Source organism: Alteromonas sp. 07-89-2 (assembly GCF_013113925.1).
GTDB classification, from domain to species: Bacteria; Pseudomonadota; Gammaproteobacteria; order Enterobacterales; family Alteromonadaceae; genus Alteromonas; species Alteromonas macleodii.
In genome coordinates, this window is the sequence record NZ_VTYM01000016.1 from 68,253 (window position 1) to 83,809 (window position 15,557).

Here is a 15,557-nt window from a genome sequence, read left to right on the forward strand (position 1 = left end):
ACCTTTGTAAACTGGTTGGGCGTTATTCGTTGCCTAACCGCGACCACATCACAAAGGTAAAAAGTGTGCTACCGCAAAAGCATAGAAAGGCGCACGCATCGTCGTACGCTATGCATCGTGTAGCCAGCCAGGGGAGAGGTAAACTCTTTATCGTTGCCAGTGGTTGAACCAACAACGCGAGTTGGTTGTGTCATCATCAATTCCTATCAAGTCGCAACTCAAAATTGTGAGTTGGATGCTTTAACCGTCGACTAGTGTATCTAATTTGAATGTTTATGCAATAAAAATGTATAAATATTTTAAGTCGGTGGTGTGGCGTCTACGCAATAAAAAATACAGCTAATAATATATTTATAGTTGTGACAGTAAGTTGACAAGTTGCCCGTTAGAACTGAATATTTATACTCACTTCGACATACGGTGCATTAACAGTCTTCTTTATCGATGAACATTGCTTTTAATAATGCGCGGGGAAAACACCGGCAGTAGCTTTTAACAGAACTCAGATGGAACGTTAATGGCTGTCGTCAGTGGGCGTAAGCATTGGTTGTTGGGATTAACTCGGAAAATAAAATGGGCAAACTTACCTTGGCGCTTGTTGCGCACGATCATAAAAAGCCTGAGCTACTAGCTTGGGTTAAGCAGCACATAGAGGTGCTTAAACAATGTAATCTAGTGGGCACAGGCACCACAGGCGGCTTGGTTGCCAAAGAAACTGGGCTGGAAGTTACACGCTATAAAAGTGGTCCTCTAGGAGGAGATCAGCAAATAGGGGCGCTCATTGCCGAAAATAAGCTAGATGCACTTTTCTTTTTCTGGGACCCGCTGAATCCAGCGCCCCACGACCCTGACGTTAAAGCGCTGCTACGACTGTGTTCGGTATGGAATGTGCCAGTCGCCTGCACACCAGCCACAGCTGACTTAGTAATAACGTCGCCGCTTTTTTTGTCACCCGACTACAAGCCAGTTAAACCGAATTTTTAAGATTGGTTAGGTCAACAGGTCTTGTAGTTTGGTGGGCAGAAGCTGATCTTTAGGTTAATTGAAACCTCGTTGAACGAACTGGTAGGCAGCATCTGCTGCCTTGTTGGTTATTCCGGCGGTTATATCATCAGTCTGAATAGATGCGATAGCATCACTCGCCTGCGTTTGTGGCGCGCCTGAAATATTAGCACTTACCTTACTGTCGATGCTTGGATCGCTAAAAACTGACGCGAGTAAAGACTGCCCCATCGACCACATATTGTTTGAAATACTTTGACCTGTCACATTCTCTACGGTCAAATCGATAGCGTTATACATCAAGCCGCCAATTCCGCCATATAAAAAGCTTCCCGCTAAGCTTGCTGCCGCGGCCGTGTGATTTGACGTGGTTGCTTCATAAATATCCGAAACTATGGGTAGGTGATTTGCAATGTTTAACACATCAAATCCGTCTTTAAGGTCAAGCCCATCGTCACCGAAAGCGCCGGAATACAAATTATCGAAGAGTGTAGGAGTAGTATCACTTTGATTATTGGCAGCCGTGTTGCTATCACCATTTCCCAGAACGCTAGTAGTAGCATTTACGGACGTATTATTGTTGGTAACTAGCGATTGAAATACATTGTTTTGCAATGCATTTAACAGCGTGCCTTGCATGGTGGCAATTGCATCATCCGATAAAACCCCATTGACGCTACTCGTACCAGAAAGCAAAGATAATGCGTCTTGAGCATCGCTTGCCGTATCGGTAAGTATATAAGATTGTGTTGAGAGATTAGCTTCGCCTGATATTTTGCTGTCGAATGCATCAGCTTCATTCGGTTGATTCTCTATTGCGAGTAGCGATGCGAACAAAGACGGCAAAGACTGGCCGCTGGTTGCCGCTTCATTGGCTACTTCTGTTGAACTTGCCGGTTTATTTTCAATGTCAGCAGTATGTAAACCAAATTTTGAAAGTAGTGCGCTGACGCCATTTTTAGCAGTGTTAGTTGTTGTGTTTTCTAAGGCCATAACATCCCCTTACCCGCAGGCATATATTTGATTTGTAAAGGTTTTGCAAATAAGTCAAGTGAACGAGATTTCTTTTAATTTGTTCGTTTACACTTGCTCCTGTTAGGTCATGGATGGCACTTAATTTACACACTGCATAAAAACTAATACTGAGCAATGTCATGAAAGTTCGATGCCATATACACACACTAATCGCAATCTTTACACTTGGTGGTTGTGCCCAAACACTCACTGACGAAGAACAGGTTGTTCAAAGTAGCCCTACCAACCCAAATGTGTCGCAACGAGCTGTAAAACCTGTTGAAGAAGAGCCGTCGCCTGGCGATCCACGCTACTCACCACCTAGGATGGAGCCAACGTCGACCTTGCATGTACCCACGGGGTCGCTATTTGATCCTGAGCACTCTGTAGGGCTTTATGAACGCCACGCAAGCTTCAAAGTGGGGGATATGATTCTAGTTAAGCTTGAAGAACAGACGCAGTCGGAGAAGTCGCTCGATTTTAATACAGACAAAAACACATCCTTTGATTTGTCTCCCGTCACACTAAAAGTGGGGGGAATTCGAATTGACGAAGATGACGTTGAGGTGGAGCACGAACAGGACAGTGAGTTCGCTAGCTCTGCTAAAACTAAGCAGTCAAATTCGATGAGTGGCAGCATTACCGTGTATGTTACGGGAATAACGCCGGCAGGGAATTTACTGGTAACGGGTGAAAAGTGGATAACGATGAACAGAGGAAAAGAATACATTCGCTTTTCAGGAGAGGTCAGAAAAAAAGATGTGGATGAAAGTAATACCGTATTGTCTTCAAAAGTCGGCAACGCGTTAATTGAGTATAGCGGTACGGGTGAGCTGCAAGATAATCAGCAGCGAACGGTGATTGGTAAGCTGTTTTCAATATTTGGATAAGCGCGATGAAAGGCACTATTTTGCCAAGCTTACGCATTAGTCTTGCTGCTTTGCTGGTACTACTTCCTTCTTTGGTTACTCAGCACGCATGGGCTCAATGGGTACAGGGTGAAGCTACGATGACACTCGCTGGCGCAGAACTTAGCGACGTGAGAACCAGCGCCATACAAAATGCTATTGCTGATGCGGCTTTTCGCAGTGGCAGTACCATTTCCGCGCAGGATATCACGGTAGACGGGCTACTCCTTTCCAGCAAAGCCGAAATTCGTTCTCAGGGCAGAGTTCAAAGAGTAGAGATCATAAGCGAAACACTCAAAGACGACGCGCTTACAGTGGTGGTGAATGTAAACATTACGCCTCTGTTCAATTGCACTAACAACGGACTTGCCCATCGCATTTTAGTGACAGAATTTCCTTTAACATCACCCCAACAGGCCGCTACTGGCATGCTCTATTCATTTGGCAGTCACGTGTCTCAACGATTTGCTCAGCAACTCAACGGTCTTTATCAAAGTGGAGATGTAAGCCAGATTCCTGTTTCTCTTATTAACGCTAACACCTGGTTAACCTCCAGTTTGTCAGACATTGATTTAATGGCTATGTCGACCTTTCTGCGAAGTGAATATGGGCAGCAGTTTGTGGTATTCGGGTTTATAAAGGACATTTCTCTTTTCGAACAGGTGTCGCAGGCTACCTCGGTATTTGAAACTGATGGTGTTGCGCTTCGCCGGAATTTTACCGTTCAGGTTTACGTGCTCGACACTTTCAAAGCCAAGGTGATTTTTAATGATAGTTATCACAGCGAGGCCGATTGGCCCTTTTCTCAACATTATTCAGTGGATATGAGCAACAGCTTGTTGTGGCGCAGTGATTTTGGGCGCATGGTCCTCAATACGGTACACGCTGCTATTACTGACATTCACGCGGCACTTCAGTGCGAAACGACTTATGCGCAGGTCATTGATATCTCGCCTGACTACATTGCTATAGATCTGGGTGAAAATAGTGGGTTAGCCGTGGGCGATGAGTTTTCATTGGTTAAGCAACGGGCGCTGCCTGCGTTGGGCTTATCAAGAAAGCCGGGACTGTTTTCAACGAAGACGTTGACTTTGCAGGTGTACGAAGTTTCTGATGACGTCAGCTTGCTTAAAGCGGAGTCAGGTAGTGATAGCGTACATATTGGTGATTTTGTCACGCCGTTAACTCTCTCGGCGAAACGTAGGCTAAAAGAAAGTCAGCAGGTTGGAAGCCAGCCATAAAAAAGGCTGGCCAAGGCCAGCACTTTTTACGGTGGGTTAGGGTGTTACTGAATACTAAGAACGCAGTAAGTCACGTAGCTTTCGACCTTCTTCGCGCTGCGCTTTTAACTCAGCTTGCTGTTCAGGCGTTAGTACTGCAAACATGGCCTGGCGCTGTTTGGCCTTTTCAATACCAGCACTGACAAGGTCGTCTTTGTACTGGGCAACAAGAGCGTTCCAAGAGTCTTGTGAGAAAGACGAGCTTCTAATCAGGTCGCGCTGAGCGTCCTTAAAGCTTCGCAACGTTTCTCTATTGGCTTTGGATGTATCCTTGAATGATTCACGAAGTTCTGCAAGATTTGCCAGTTGATCATCGGTCAGGTCAATGCCTTTAAACGGCGTGCCATCTCGCTGGTGATCTCTGTCGCCTCTTTCACCTTTACCGTGACCACGGAATTTTTTGCCTTTGCCTTCATCATCCATACGTTTTACAAATTGTGATTTTTGCTCGTCAGACGCGTTGCGTCGCTTATCGCCTCTCGCCGCTCTTTTTTGATCTCTACTTTCTTCGCGTGCCAAGACTTTCGCTTGCTGCTCTTCACTTAGCACGTTAAAAATATTGTGGCGTAGTTGCGCAAGCGCAAAGTGTTTCGACTCACGCTCTTCAAGTTGAGTTTGTATAAAGGTGCTGATTTGTGCCTCAGAAGCAGTTTCAAAATCGAAACTTGGCTTTTCACTATCGTGATTTTCAGGTCGAGGGTTAGCGTCTTTAAATGCGCTTATGAGTGTTTTTATCTCTTCGCGTTGTGCGTCACTTAAGCTTAAACCGCGAAGGTGTTTAACAATTTCTTTAACCGGTTCGTGGTGACGCATACCAGGGCCTGCTGGCTGAGCCAACGCAAGTCCACCTAAGCTAATCGCCGCTACAGTAGCACTAGCAATTAATAACTTTTTCATTGTCGTCTCCTTTTTGTTCGGACACGTTAATCCTAGCGTGATAAATACAAAAAGCAGTCAACACACTGTAAAGCTTCTGTAAAGGTGATGCCGTTTTGTGATTGTAAAGGTCTGAAAAGATATAGTATGCGTTTGTCAGTGTTTTTCGTTTAATTTAGACAAGACTCACCACAAGCGCAGGTTGAAGTTTATAAAAGTTACAGGCACTTTCATGAATCAAAGGTCAGCAGTTCCAACCGTTAAAGAGTTTAATACCATGAGTTCAGATTTTCATTTGCAGTCTATCCTTGTTATTGATGATGACCTTGAGTTAACTGAAATGCTCTCCACGTACCTGTCGAGTATGGGATATCAAGTGCAAGTGCGTAACGACGGCGAAGAAGGGTTATCTGAAGCTGTATCTGGACGACATTACGATCTTATTTTATTGGATGTGATGATGCCAAAGATGGATGGCTTCGATGTATTGAAAAAACTTCGTGTCAGCCACAGCACACCTGTGCTTATGCTGACTGCAAGAGGCGATGATTACGACCGCATTTTAGGTCTGGAAATGGGCGCTGATGATTACTTACCAAAACCGTTTAACCACCGTGAGCTGGTGGCGCGAATAAAAGCGATTGTGCGTCGCCATAATCTTTCCGCTTCAGGTGGCGCTGTGGAACAGGACTTATTTGTGAATGGCATCTTTTTAAGCCCAAGTAGTCAGCTCGCTAAAGTGGACGATGTGGAATTAACGCTAACCACAACTGAGTTCTTAATTTTGCGCCTATTAATGCTTAACGCCGCTCAGCGAGTAACGAAAGAAGAAATAAGTTTAAAGATTCTTGGCAAGCCACTGCAAGCTTTTGACAGAAGCATTGATATGCATGTTAGCAACTTGCGAAAGAAAATCAGTGCGGTAGCCGTTGATGAAAAAATCAAAACCATCCGCGGAGTAGGGTACATGTTAATTGTTGGAAGCCATTAATGGTAAAACTGTTACGCAGCATCAGCCCAACGCGGGCCATCATGGGACGTTTGTTTCTGTGGTTTTGGGCAACGTTCATTGTTACATCGCTTTTGGCTATTTGGGGAAGTCGTCTCTTTTTTGAAGACCTTCAAGTTGTGCAAATCAAGCCCCGCGAAGTGGAGGATTTAAACCAGGCTATTGAGCGAATGCAGCGCGAGCGCTTTCAAAGTGTACCGTTACATGAAGCGCTTGATCGCAATTCACGTGGTATAAGAGGTAGGCTGGTGGCTGTCGATATTCGCGACAACCGTCTTGTCTCAGGGGGCGGCCCTCCGCTTCGCGACAACGATAAAGAAGATTTACTGCGTTTGGTAAATCAAACTTCTCCGATTGCAGTAAAGCGCGGTGCATTCAAAATTCTCGGCCCGGTTTTCTTCGAGCGAGACAATTCACGCTTCGCGCTTTTTGCGGTAAAGCTTGATATGCCCGAAAAGCAAACTCCTCCGGTTCTACTGTTTTTGGCGATTGCACTTATTACTACCACGCTTTTAAGCTGGCTATTCGCCAAAACGCTGACCAACCCTATTTTGCACATTCAGGGTTCAGCAAAACGTTTAGCAAGCGGCGACTGGCAAACGCGGGTGGGCAAGGCTGCCAAGCGTCAGGATGAGTTAGGTCAGTTGGCGCGCGACTTTAACAAAATGGCTGAGCAGCTTGAATCGATGTGGGGCGCACAAAAGCGATTATTAGCTGATGTCTCTCACGAACTTCGTTCTCCACTGGCGCGGTTGCAAATGGCGTTAGGGCTTGCCCATCAGCAAAACGTAGACCCAGCCACCTTATCTCGTGTAGAACGAGAAGCTGACCGAATGGAAGCGCTAGTTAGTCAATTACTCACACTTAGTCGCGCAGAAGCTGGTGAGGCGACCATGCAAAAGCACGCTTTGTCTTTGGTACTTAACGATGTACTGACCGATGCTAACTTTGAAGTGGCAAATAAAAACAAGCTGTTAAGAATTGACGATATTCCTAAAAAGACGGTGGTCATCGATAGCATGATGTTTTGTCGTGCTGTCGAGAATGTTCTTAGAAACGCTATACGTCATAGCAAACTCGTCACGCATATTGCGTTTAGCGAAGATGCACAACATTGGTATATTCACATTACAGATGACGGAGACGGGCTAACCAGTGAAGAATGTGAACGGATATTTTCACCGTTTTATAGGGCAACCCTCGCCAGAGAGCGTGAGTCAGGTGGTGTGGGCTTAGGGTTATCCATTGCAAAAGCGGCAGTTGAGTTGCATCATGGACGCATAATCGCTGAACCTGCTGAGCGCGGTGGGCTACGAGTTACTATGTCATTTCCCAAGTTATGATTGGGAACGTTGATAGCACTCCGTAGCCTAACAAAGAGCGCAATTTGACTGTAATAGGGTATTTATGAACTGGACGTTCACGTCTGAAAATAACTTAGCCAGCACTTTTGCCACGTATATCAATCCCTTCTGGCAAAACAGTGTTACTCAGGGCCACTTCTCTGGGAAAGACAATATCAAGGTACGCTTTGCGCACTGTATCCCAGAATCGCCGCGAGCTACCATTGTAATATGCTCTGGTCGAATCGAATCTTATTTAAAGTACAAAGAGTTCATTTACGATCTCTATCAAAATGGTTTCGCAGTATTCATCTTAGATCACAGAGGCCAAGGCTTGTCAGACAGGATGACCCGTGACCCTCAGCATGGTTATGTTGCCGATTTTGACGACTACGTAGATGACTTCGTCATGTTCGTAGAAACTATTGTAAAGCCACTGCAGCAAGGCCCGTTACAGCTGGTATGCCATTCGATGGGGGGCGCCATTGGTGCACTCACGCTGCTGCGTCTTCCGAATTTGTTTTCAAAAGCCGTTTTAGCTTCGCCCATGTTTGGCATTAAACCCGCTCTGCCCAATTGGTTGGCGAATGGCTTAATTCGCACAGGCCTTGCGGTAAACAGGTTGAAAAAGAAAGATGCGGGGTACTTTTTTGGTCAAACCCCGTATATCGCGTTTCCTTTTTCACTTAATAAGCTCACCCACAGCAAAACCCGCTATGCGCTGTTCCGTGAACTGTATGACGAAGAGCAGGATATTCAGCTTGGTGGCGTGACTACAGAGTGGTTGGCCGCTGCACATCAGGCTATGAACAAAATTGAAAGTAGCGCACGCGCTATTACAACGCCCTCGCTTGTATTAAGTGCAGACGATGACGCGATTATTGATAATAACCGTCAGCGCCGCGTGGCGCAGCTTATGCCAAATGCAAAACTTGAAATAGTGCCCCGCGCTTACCATGAGCTATTCACCGAGTCTGACGACATTCGCGAGCGCTCCATGGCGCGTATTCTCGACTTTTTGACAGAAGACTCGTCTACGTAAGTGCAGCCGCAGCTAACATTTAGTTAGGTAATCGTACTTAAGAGCAGCGCTTTCTATTTCACAGGTAATAAAAGTGTGCGCAAGGGTGATGAAGAATGGCGTTTCGGTATAAAATAAACGAGTTGTTAACTGTGAAGGTAATTTAAAAAAGCATGCTCGATATCGTACTCTATCAGCCAGAAATCCCGCCAAATACGGGAAACATCATCCGCTTATGCGCAAACAGTGGCTTTATGTTGCACTTAATCGAGCCCTTGGGTTTTGAATGGGACGATAAACGCGTTCGACGCGCAGGTTTAGATTATCACGAGTTTGCTCACGTAAAGCGCCACGCCAGTTTAGACGCTTACCTGAATGATGCTAAGCCAAAACGGGTATTCGCTTGCACAACGAAAGGCAAAGCATTTCACAGCGATGTGTCTTATCAAAAAGGCGATGCGTTAATTTTCGGACCGGAAACCCGAGGTTTACCAGACGACTATATTCAATCGCTTCCCCCAGAGCAGCGTGTTCGCATCCCTATGTTGCCAGACAGTCGTAGTATGAACTTGTCTAATGCAGTATCGGTATTTGTGTATGAAAGCTGGCGTCAGTTTGGTTACGAGGGTGCTCGTTAGTACTTTCTTCAACGCTTACTGTTTTGCTAAAAACTCTTTTAACCATTCAAATCAAAAGCTTATTCAGCCTTTAAAAATGTCTGTAAAGATAGCGTAAATGTAAAGATTGTCTCTCGTGGCGAATCTTTACATTCGCTATATTGCATTCAGTTTTTTTATGGATCGAATGCTTTGAAACTCCCTCTACCCATTAAAGTACTGCTCATTGCAATTATTGTGTTTGTGCCTGCTTATGCTGTTTATGCATGGCTATACTCACCTCAGACAAATACCGAATATCTCTTTCAAGATGCAAAGATACGAGACATCGAATTAAATTTGGTGTCTACAGGTCAGCTTGAGCCCAAGCGCTACGTAGAGGTAGGCGCGCAGGTTTCAGGTCAGGTAGACAATATTCACGTAGAAGAGGGGGATATTGTTAAAGAAGGCGATTTGCTGGTAGAGATCGATGCCCGTGTATTTGAAACACAAGTACAGAACTCTCAAGCGGCGCTGGACAGCAAAAAAGCACAGCTGGCTCAGCTGCGGGCAGAGCGAGAACTCGCCGAAGTGAGAGCGCAACGCAATCAAAATTTGTTTAAGCAAAATGCAGTCAGCCAAGATGTAGTCGTAAGCAGTGATACAAACCTTAAAGTTATCGATACCAAGATCACGGCGAGCATCGCACAGATTAAAGCCGACGAAGCCTCGCTGGAAGGGGATATTACTAAGCTCGGGTTTGCAAAGATATTTGCGCCAATATCCGGAACTGTAGCCACCTTACCAGTGCGTGAGGGGCAGACCCTGAATGCCAATCAAAACGCCCCCGTGTTGCTTCAAATTTCCGATTTATCAGTAATGACCCTACGCGCAGAAGTGTCTGAAGCCGATGTGCAGAAAATAAAGCGCGGCATGCCAGTCTATTTCTCTACCTTGGGTGATAACAAAACCTTCTACCACTCTACCGTACGACAAGTGCTACCTACACCCACCGTACTCAACGACGTGGTGCTATACCAAGTGCTAATCGATGTTGAGAATCCTGATCGCACGTTAATGGACGCCATGACTACCCAAGTGTTCTTTGTGCAAGAGCAGGTGAAAGGCGCGCTTTCTGTGCCGTTAGCGGCAGTAAAAGGGCGAGCTCGCAATCAATTCGTGATGCTTAAACAGGGCGATGATGTGGTTCGCACGCCAGTAAAAGTAGGCATAAAAAATAGAACCCATATTCAAATTATAGAAGGCCTATCAGAAGGTGATGAAGTGGCTGTGGGTCTAGCAGACGGCACCGCAATGCCGGCCGCGGGTATGCGCAGAGTGCCGGGTGGGCAGCCGCCATCAGGCCCACCGCGCCGCCGTGACGGATTCTAATATGTCATTAATACAGCTTAATGGCGTATCACGTCGCTACAAAACAGAAGGGTTTGAAGTCACCGCATTGGATAACGTTTCGTTATCAATCGATAAGGGCGAATTTGTCGCCATTATGGGGCAATCCGGGTCAGGAAAGTCGACCTTGATGAATATCCTAGGGTGTTTAGACACCCCTTCAGAAGGCGAATACCGTATTCACGGGCAGTCAGTGTCTTCGTTAAACCCAGACCAGCTTTCAGCTCTTCGCTTGAAAACGTTTGGGTTTGTTTTCCAGCGCTATCAGCTACTGTCGTCGCTAAACGCCACTGAAAACGTGGCGCTGCCAGCAATATACAGCGGTACGCCTAGCGAAGAGCGTACTCAAAAAGCGCAACAGTTGCTTGATAAACTTGGGCTTGCAAGCAGAAAAGAGCACAAGCCCGGAGAGCTTTCTGGTGGCCAACAACAGCGTGTCTCGGTAGCCCGTGCCTTAATTAATGGTGCAGAAGTAATATTAGCCGACGAGCCCACGGGGGCGCTTGACTCGGCCAGCGGAGAGCAGTTACTGGCATTGCTTCGCGAGCTACACGCAGAAGGGGTGACTATTATTCTTATCACCCACGATAGTGCAGTTGCTGAACATGCCGACAGGCAAATACACTTGCTTGATGGGAAAATTGTAACAGATACCAAAACCGCTGCGCCTAGCACAAGTGAATCAGTTGAAAAAAATGCGGCTTCGATACAGCACGTACATTCTCAAGAGCCCACACCGGTACCGGCAATTAAACCTTTTCCAAGTATCTCACTTTCTTCAGCCCTATCTATGGCGTTCACTGCCCTTAGAATGAATTGGTTTAGAACCTTGCTCACACTCTTGGGAATTATTATTGGAGTAGCGGCAGTGGTGACCATGATGGCCATCGGTGAGGGAGGTAAACAGCAGGTACTAGAGCGCATTGAAACCATTGGCACGAACCTGATTTCGATTAGGCCGGGTGGACGAAACATGCGCTCATCCGGAGATATTGCATCGCTGACATTAGCCGATGCCACTGCATTGAAAAGTGTTCCGGGTGTGGCTTATGTCGCGCCGGAAAGAAGTGCAAGGGCAACCATCCGATACAGCGAAAATGATTTTTCAGGACGTATTACAGGCACGACACCTGACTACTTTCATGCTAAAGACTGGGAAATGGCGCAGGGCGTGTTTTTTAGCGATGAAGACGTAACAAATTATGCACCGGTGGTGGTAATTGGAGATACGGTAGCTGAGACCCTGTTTGAAGATAAATATCGGGCAGTAGGCGAGTACATTTTGATGCAAAATGCCTTCTATCAGGTCGTAGGCGTACTTCATTCTAAAGGCGCCAGTGCGGGTGGCAACGATATGGATGACGAAGTGCTCATTCCGGTTACAACTGGCCGCTTAAAGGTATTTGGTCGGGATTACTTAAGCAGCATTACCATAAAGGCAGAAAGTACCGAAGTAGCTACTCAGGTAAAAGACGATGTGCTGGCACTGTTGGTAGAGCGTCACGGACAAGAAGACGTGATGGTGCGTACCACAGAGTCACTGGTAGAGGCGGTCACGGAAACGCAAGACACGTTAACTTGGCTCTTGGCGTCTGTTGCTGCCATATCTTTGTTTGTTGGCGGTATCGGTGTAATGAATATCATGCTGGTCAACGTATCTGAGCGTAAGAGGGAGATTGGACTACGCATCGCCACAGGCGCAAAACCTCGCGATATCTTGCGCCAGTTCAATATTGAGGCATGGGTAGTGTGTATCTTGGGTGGTATATTCGGCATTCTTCTGGGCTATTTTGTTGTCCTTATCGTTGCTTCATTCAGTGTGCCTGTCGCTTACACGCTAATGCCGCCCGTTTTGGCTTTTGTCACATCTCTCGCTGTAGGGCTCATTTTTGGTTATGCCCCTGCTCAAAAAGCATCAAAGCTTAATCCCATTGACGCGTTGGCAGAGGAGTAACGCCATGCATTCTTTTCGTTTTTCTGTGTCTCTTGCCGCTCGTTCATTACTGTGCGCGTTCTCTTGTATCGTGCTGACCGCAAGCTGCGCTTATTCACCTTCTACAACGTTGCCCGAAACTGACACGCAGGCGCTACAAAAAGCGAAGTCTGTGGACGCGACTAGTCAAATAACAACATCATGGTGGAAGGTGTTCGAGGTGGCTGAACTTGCGCCCGTTATGAAGACGCTTGAAAGCCAAAATTTAACCCTTAATCAAGCCGAGCAGAGGGTAAAACGAGCGCAATTTCTATTAGCACAAGTTAACGCAGGTGACGTTCCGACTATAACGGCGAGGACATCTGGACGCAGTGGAAGAGACCTAGAGAGTGGCCGTTCAAGCCACTCTACCTCAGGTGGACTGGGGTTGAGTTATGACGCGGACATATGGGGTACACGAGATGCTCAGCAGCGCAGTCGTCAGTTAGGTATCGATACTGCACAGTATCAGTTTACCGATGCGCTGTTAGACACCCAGGCGTTGTTTATAAATACCCTTCTTGAGCAGATTTCACTGCAGTCGCGGCTGTCTATTGCGATGCAAAACGTTGAGATTAGCGAAGCGCTGCTAAACCTAGTTCAAATTCGCTTTGAAGAGGGGGATACCTCAGGTATTGAGGTTTCCCAGCAGCGCAATACCTTGATCGGTGCTCAGTCGGAGGTGCTGCGACTGAGCAATAGTTTAACGCTTAATGAGCGGGCATTAGCAGTATTGTTAGGTAATGAATCTATGCAATTTAATACGCCTGAACAAAAAGCGCTGCTTTCCCTTTCGCTAACCGATTTTTCACTGCCCGAAGTGGCACCTATATTAAGCGCTGAGGTATTGAAGCAGCGTCCAGATGTTCAGTTAGCTATAGCGCAATTTAAGCAGGCTGATTTAGCGTTTTACGAAGCGTCAGTGGCAGGTCTTCCAGGCATGAGCTTAAGTGCAGATATTGGTGTGAGTGATCTTTTAGATTTAGCGCAAGGGTGGACCTTAGGCGCAGCGGTAAGCTCAGCAGCAACCCTGTTCGATGGCGGTAGATTAGAAGCTGCAGAAAATGCGGCGAAAACTGACGTGGATTTAGCAATATTACAGTATCAGCAGACGGTGCTTAGCGCGATAGAAGCGTTGTTAAACAGCCAAACTAATTTGGCATTTAATCAACAAAACTACCGTTATTCGTTAGCCTCGCTCGAGAACAATCAGCAGCTTTATCGTCTTGCGGATATTCGCTACAAAGCTGGTGACACTGACTTTCTGAATTTGCTTAATGCTCAACGTAGCTTTTTCTCGGCTAGGCAATCTGTGATCAGTAACTATCAAGCCGTGCTCTCTTCTGTCATTGCCACCTACAGAGAAAGCGCAGGCGCCGACATCACTTCGTCATAGCTTTTAGATTTTTTCAAGCAGCAATACGAAAGCCCTGTGAACAGGGCTTTTTTGTGCGTTTTGTAAGGGTTGTGTAATACCAGTCCGCATAGATCATTTTAAACTCGACCTTCGGGAAGGTCTGGCAAGCTTCCTAGCTTCATTCTGGGAATTTGAAAGGGAACAGCCATTCCTGCATTCCCACGCTTTGCTAGGAAACTTGCCAGCGCCTTTATGAAGCGTATCACACTGAGTGTTATCACCGGCGTTTGCTTAATGATTGCGGGGCAAGCAAGCGCCCATTCAGGTCATCATTCTCACTCGAATAGAGGAGCGAATGAAAGGGTCACTATTATTACGCAACCTGCTCGTCCGATTATTGACGTAGCCATAAGCGTTCCTGAAATTGGCCTGTACGTTAACGTCTTGCCAGGTGCGCATAGGGTAGAGGTTATCGACAATCATCGTTATTACGTTGCTAATAATCATTACTATCGCAAGCATGGGAATCGCTATGTGGTTGTCGATTCCCCCTACAAAAAGGTGAAAAAAGTGAAACGCCACAAGCGCAGTCACGCTGGATATCACGACAACACTAAAGTGATCGTGGTAAGAGAAGGCCGCTAAGTTCAGGTTGATAAGCTGGAAAAGATAGGAATAGTGGGGCGTTAAGAGGCTGATGGTTTTTGCTACTAAGCAAAAACCATCAAGTATTCACTAGGCTTCTTTTTTGAGATCTCGACCAAGCAGAGCTAAGGCCGCCTCTTTAGGGGATTTTCCGTGATAAAGCACAGCATAAATTTGTTCACAAATAGGCATTTCTACGCCTACTTTTTTAGATAAAATGTGCACTTCTTCAGTGTTGCGATATCCCTCAACCACTTGTCCGATTTCGTCAATAGCAACATCGACACTCTTGCCTTGACCCAAAGCCAGCCCAAAGCGACGATTGCGCGATTGATTGTCGGTGCAAGTCAAAACTAAATCGCCAAGACCCGCCATACCCATAAAGGTTTCTGGATTTGCACCCAGCTTCACGCCCAAACGGGTAAGCTCTGCTAAACCTCGGGTGATCAGCGCCGTTCGCGCGTTTGCACCAAAGCCAAGGCCATCGGCTAAGCCCGCGCCTATAGCGATAACGTTTTTAACCGCACCACCAAGCTGAACGCCAGTAAAGTCTGAGTTTTTGTATACTCTGAACGACTTTGCGCAATGCAGCTTTGCTGCAAATTCGTCACTCAGCGTATCGTCAGTGGAAGACAGCGAAATTGCAGTAGGTAAGCCTGCTACCATTTCTTTAGCAAAAGTAGGGCCTGATAACACGGCTAGGGGATAGTCGGTACCCAGTATTTCCTCTGCCACATCGCGAAGCAAACGGCCAGTTTTTGGCTCAAGTCCTTTGGTCGCCCAAATAATGCGTTGATGCGGTTTAAGCAATGGCTTTAAGCTTTGAAGCATAGCCGCAAATGCATGGCTAGGTACAACAACTAAAATATCTTTGCTGGCGGCTACCACTTCTTCTAAGTTGGCATTTACCACTAGGGCATCTGGAAATGTTGCGCCTGGAAGATAACGAGCATTCTCTCGGTTCGCTTCCATTTCGGCAATGTGCTTTTCATCACGGCCCCAAAGCAGTGTGGGGTTGCCATTTCTGGCAAGACAAAAAGCAAGGGCGGTGCCGTAAGACCCCGCCCCTAATACTGAAACAGACTCTGAAACCGAATGCGACTTCATGTCCACGCCTTTCATGT

The 15,557-nt window shown here is 46.5% G+C and carries 14 protein-coding genes; 11 read left to right on the plus strand and 3 right to left on the minus strand.

The features are described from left to right. Positions 1 to 573: 573 nt before the first annotated feature. Positions 574 to 984 (plus strand): methylglyoxal synthase, encoded by a 411-nt coding sequence (locus F0261_RS11880; protein ID WP_014978142.1) that lies wholly within the window; start codon positions 574 to 576, stop codon positions 982 to 984. Between the two features lie 54 nt (positions 985 to 1,038). Here the strand turns inward: F0261_RS11880 and F0261_RS11885 are convergent, their stop codons facing one another. Further along, positions 1,039 to 1,995, minus strand: a complete 957-nt coding sequence (locus F0261_RS11885; protein WP_171338048.1) for a hypothetical protein — start codon at positions 1,993 to 1,995, stop codon at positions 1,039 to 1,041. Between the two features lie 161 nt (positions 1,996 to 2,156). Between F0261_RS11885 and F0261_RS11890 the strand changes: the two genes are divergently transcribed. Beyond that, positions 2,157 to 2,906: a flagellar basal body L-ring protein FlgH gene (locus F0261_RS11890; protein ID WP_171338049.1), complete on the plus strand. Its 750-nt coding sequence runs from the start codon at positions 2,157 to 2,159 to the stop codon at positions 2,904 to 2,906. 5 nt (positions 2,907 to 2,911) lie between these two features. Beyond that, positions 2,912 to 4,165, plus strand: coding sequence for a flagellar assembly protein T N-terminal domain-containing protein (locus F0261_RS11895; RefSeq protein WP_171338050.1), 1,254 nt, complete (start codon positions 2,912 to 2,914; stop codon positions 4,163 to 4,165). 54 nt (positions 4,166 to 4,219) lie between these two features. Here F0261_RS11895 and F0261_RS11900 read toward each other — a convergent pair whose 3' ends face one another. Next, positions 4,220 to 5,101, minus strand: a complete 882-nt coding sequence (locus F0261_RS11900; RefSeq protein ID WP_171338051.1) for a Spy/CpxP family protein refolding chaperone — start codon at positions 5,099 to 5,101, stop codon at positions 4,220 to 4,222. A 256-nt stretch (positions 5,102 to 5,357) separates the two neighbouring features. On the opposite strand from F0261_RS11900, the gene F0261_RS11905 reads away from it, so the two are divergent. The 8 genes from F0261_RS11905 (at position 5,358) to F0261_RS11940 (ending at position 14,433) form a co-directional block, all read left to right on the plus strand. Further along, a complete protein-coding gene (locus F0261_RS11905; protein ID WP_041449915.1) occupies positions 5,358 to 6,071 on the plus strand; it encodes a response regulator transcription factor in 714 nt (237 codons plus the stop codon). Beyond that, positions 6,071 to 7,432: an ATP-binding protein gene (locus tag F0261_RS11910; protein WP_171338052.1), complete on the plus strand. Its 1,362-nt coding sequence runs from the start codon at positions 6,071 to 6,073 to the stop codon at positions 7,430 to 7,432. The genes F0261_RS11905 and F0261_RS11910 overlap by 1 nt, the downstream gene beginning before the upstream one ends. A 64-nt stretch (positions 7,433 to 7,496) precedes the next feature. After that, on the plus strand, positions 7,497 to 8,474 hold the full coding sequence (locus F0261_RS11915; RefSeq protein WP_014978148.1) for an alpha/beta fold hydrolase: 978 nt from the start codon (positions 7,497 to 7,499) through the stop codon (positions 8,472 to 8,474). Positions 8,475 to 8,626: 152 nt separating this feature from the next. Beyond that, positions 8,627 to 9,091 carry a tRNA (uridine(34)/cytosine(34)/5-carboxymethylaminomethyluridine(34)-2'-O)-methyltransferase TrmL gene (gene trmL / locus F0261_RS11920; protein WP_014975499.1) on the plus strand — a complete coding sequence of 155 codons (465 nt, stop codon included), beginning with the start codon at positions 8,627 to 8,629 and terminating at the stop codon, positions 9,089 to 9,091. Positions 9,092 to 9,262: 171 nt separating this feature from the next. Then, the gene (locus tag F0261_RS11925) at positions 9,263 to 10,441 is read left to right on the plus strand and encodes an efflux RND transporter periplasmic adaptor subunit (RefSeq protein WP_171338053.1); all 1,179 of its coding nucleotides are present in this window, start codon (positions 9,263 to 9,265) and stop codon (positions 10,439 to 10,441) included. Between the two features lies 1 nt (position 10,442). Beyond that, on the plus strand, positions 10,443 to 12,413 hold the full coding sequence (locus F0261_RS11930; protein WP_171338054.1) for a MacB family efflux pump subunit: 1,971 nt from the start codon (positions 10,443 to 10,445) through the stop codon (positions 12,411 to 12,413). A gap of 4 nt (positions 12,414 to 12,417) precedes the next feature. Beyond that, the gene (locus tag F0261_RS11935) at positions 12,418 to 13,827 is read left to right on the plus strand and encodes a TolC family protein (protein ID WP_171338055.1); all 1,410 of its coding nucleotides are present in this window, start codon (positions 12,418 to 12,420) and stop codon (positions 13,825 to 13,827) included. A gap of 213 nt (positions 13,828 to 14,040) precedes the next feature. Then, positions 14,041 to 14,433, plus strand: a complete 393-nt coding sequence (locus F0261_RS11940) for a hypothetical protein (protein WP_014978153.1) — start codon at positions 14,041 to 14,043, stop codon at positions 14,431 to 14,433. Between the two features lie 90 nt (positions 14,434 to 14,523). Here F0261_RS11940 and gpsA read toward each other — a convergent pair whose 3' ends face one another. Beyond that, positions 14,524 to 15,555 carry an NAD(P)H-dependent glycerol-3-phosphate dehydrogenase gene (gpsA, locus tag F0261_RS11945; RefSeq protein ID WP_014978154.1) on the minus strand — a complete coding sequence of 344 codons (1,032 nt, stop codon included), beginning with the start codon at positions 15,553 to 15,555 and terminating at the stop codon, positions 14,524 to 14,526. Between the last annotated feature and the right edge of the window lie 2 nt (positions 15,556 to 15,557).

Bases quoted from the DNA above. Each gene is read 5' to 3' on its own strand.
- F0261_RS11880 (WP_014978142.1), top strand. From the start codon at position 574: ATGGGCAAACTTACCTTGGCGCTTGTTGCGCACGATCATAAAAAGCCT.
- F0261_RS11935 (WP_171338055.1), top strand. From the start codon at position 12,418: ATGCATTCTTTTCGTTTTTCTGTGTCTCTTGCCGCTCGTTCATTACTG.
- F0261_RS11890 (WP_171338049.1), top strand. From the start codon at position 2,157: ATGAAAGTTCGATGCCATATACACACACTAATCGCAATCTTTACACTT.
- F0261_RS11905 (WP_041449915.1), top strand. From the start codon at position 5,358: ATGAGTTCAGATTTTCATTTGCAGTCTATCCTTGTTATTGATGATGAC.
- F0261_RS11895 (WP_171338050.1), top strand. From the start codon at position 2,912: ATGAAAGGCACTATTTTGCCAAGCTTACGCATTAGTCTTGCTGCTTTG.
- F0261_RS11910 (WP_171338052.1), top strand. From the start codon at position 6,071: ATGGTAAAACTGTTACGCAGCATCAGCCCAACGCGGGCCATCATGGGA.
- F0261_RS11930 (WP_171338054.1), top strand. From the start codon at position 10,443: ATGTCATTAATACAGCTTAATGGCGTATCACGTCGCTACAAAACAGAA.
- gpsA (WP_014978154.1), bottom strand. From the start codon at position 15,555: ATGAAAGGCGTGGACATGAAGTCGCATTCGGTTTCAGAGTCTGTTTCA.
- trmL (WP_014975499.1), top strand. From the start codon at position 8,627: ATGCTCGATATCGTACTCTATCAGCCAGAAATCCCGCCAAATACGGGA.
- F0261_RS11915 (WP_014978148.1), top strand. From the start codon at position 7,497: ATGAACTGGACGTTCACGTCTGAAAATAACTTAGCCAGCACTTTTGCC.
- F0261_RS11940 (WP_014978153.1), top strand. From the start codon at position 14,041: ATGAAGCGTATCACACTGAGTGTTATCACCGGCGTTTGCTTAATGATT.
- F0261_RS11885 (WP_171338048.1), bottom strand. From the start codon at position 1,995: ATGGCCTTAGAAAACACAACAACTAACACTGCTAAAAATGGCGTCAGC.
- F0261_RS11900 (WP_171338051.1), bottom strand. From the start codon at position 5,101: ATGAAAAAGTTATTAATTGCTAGTGCTACTGTAGCGGCGATTAGCTTA.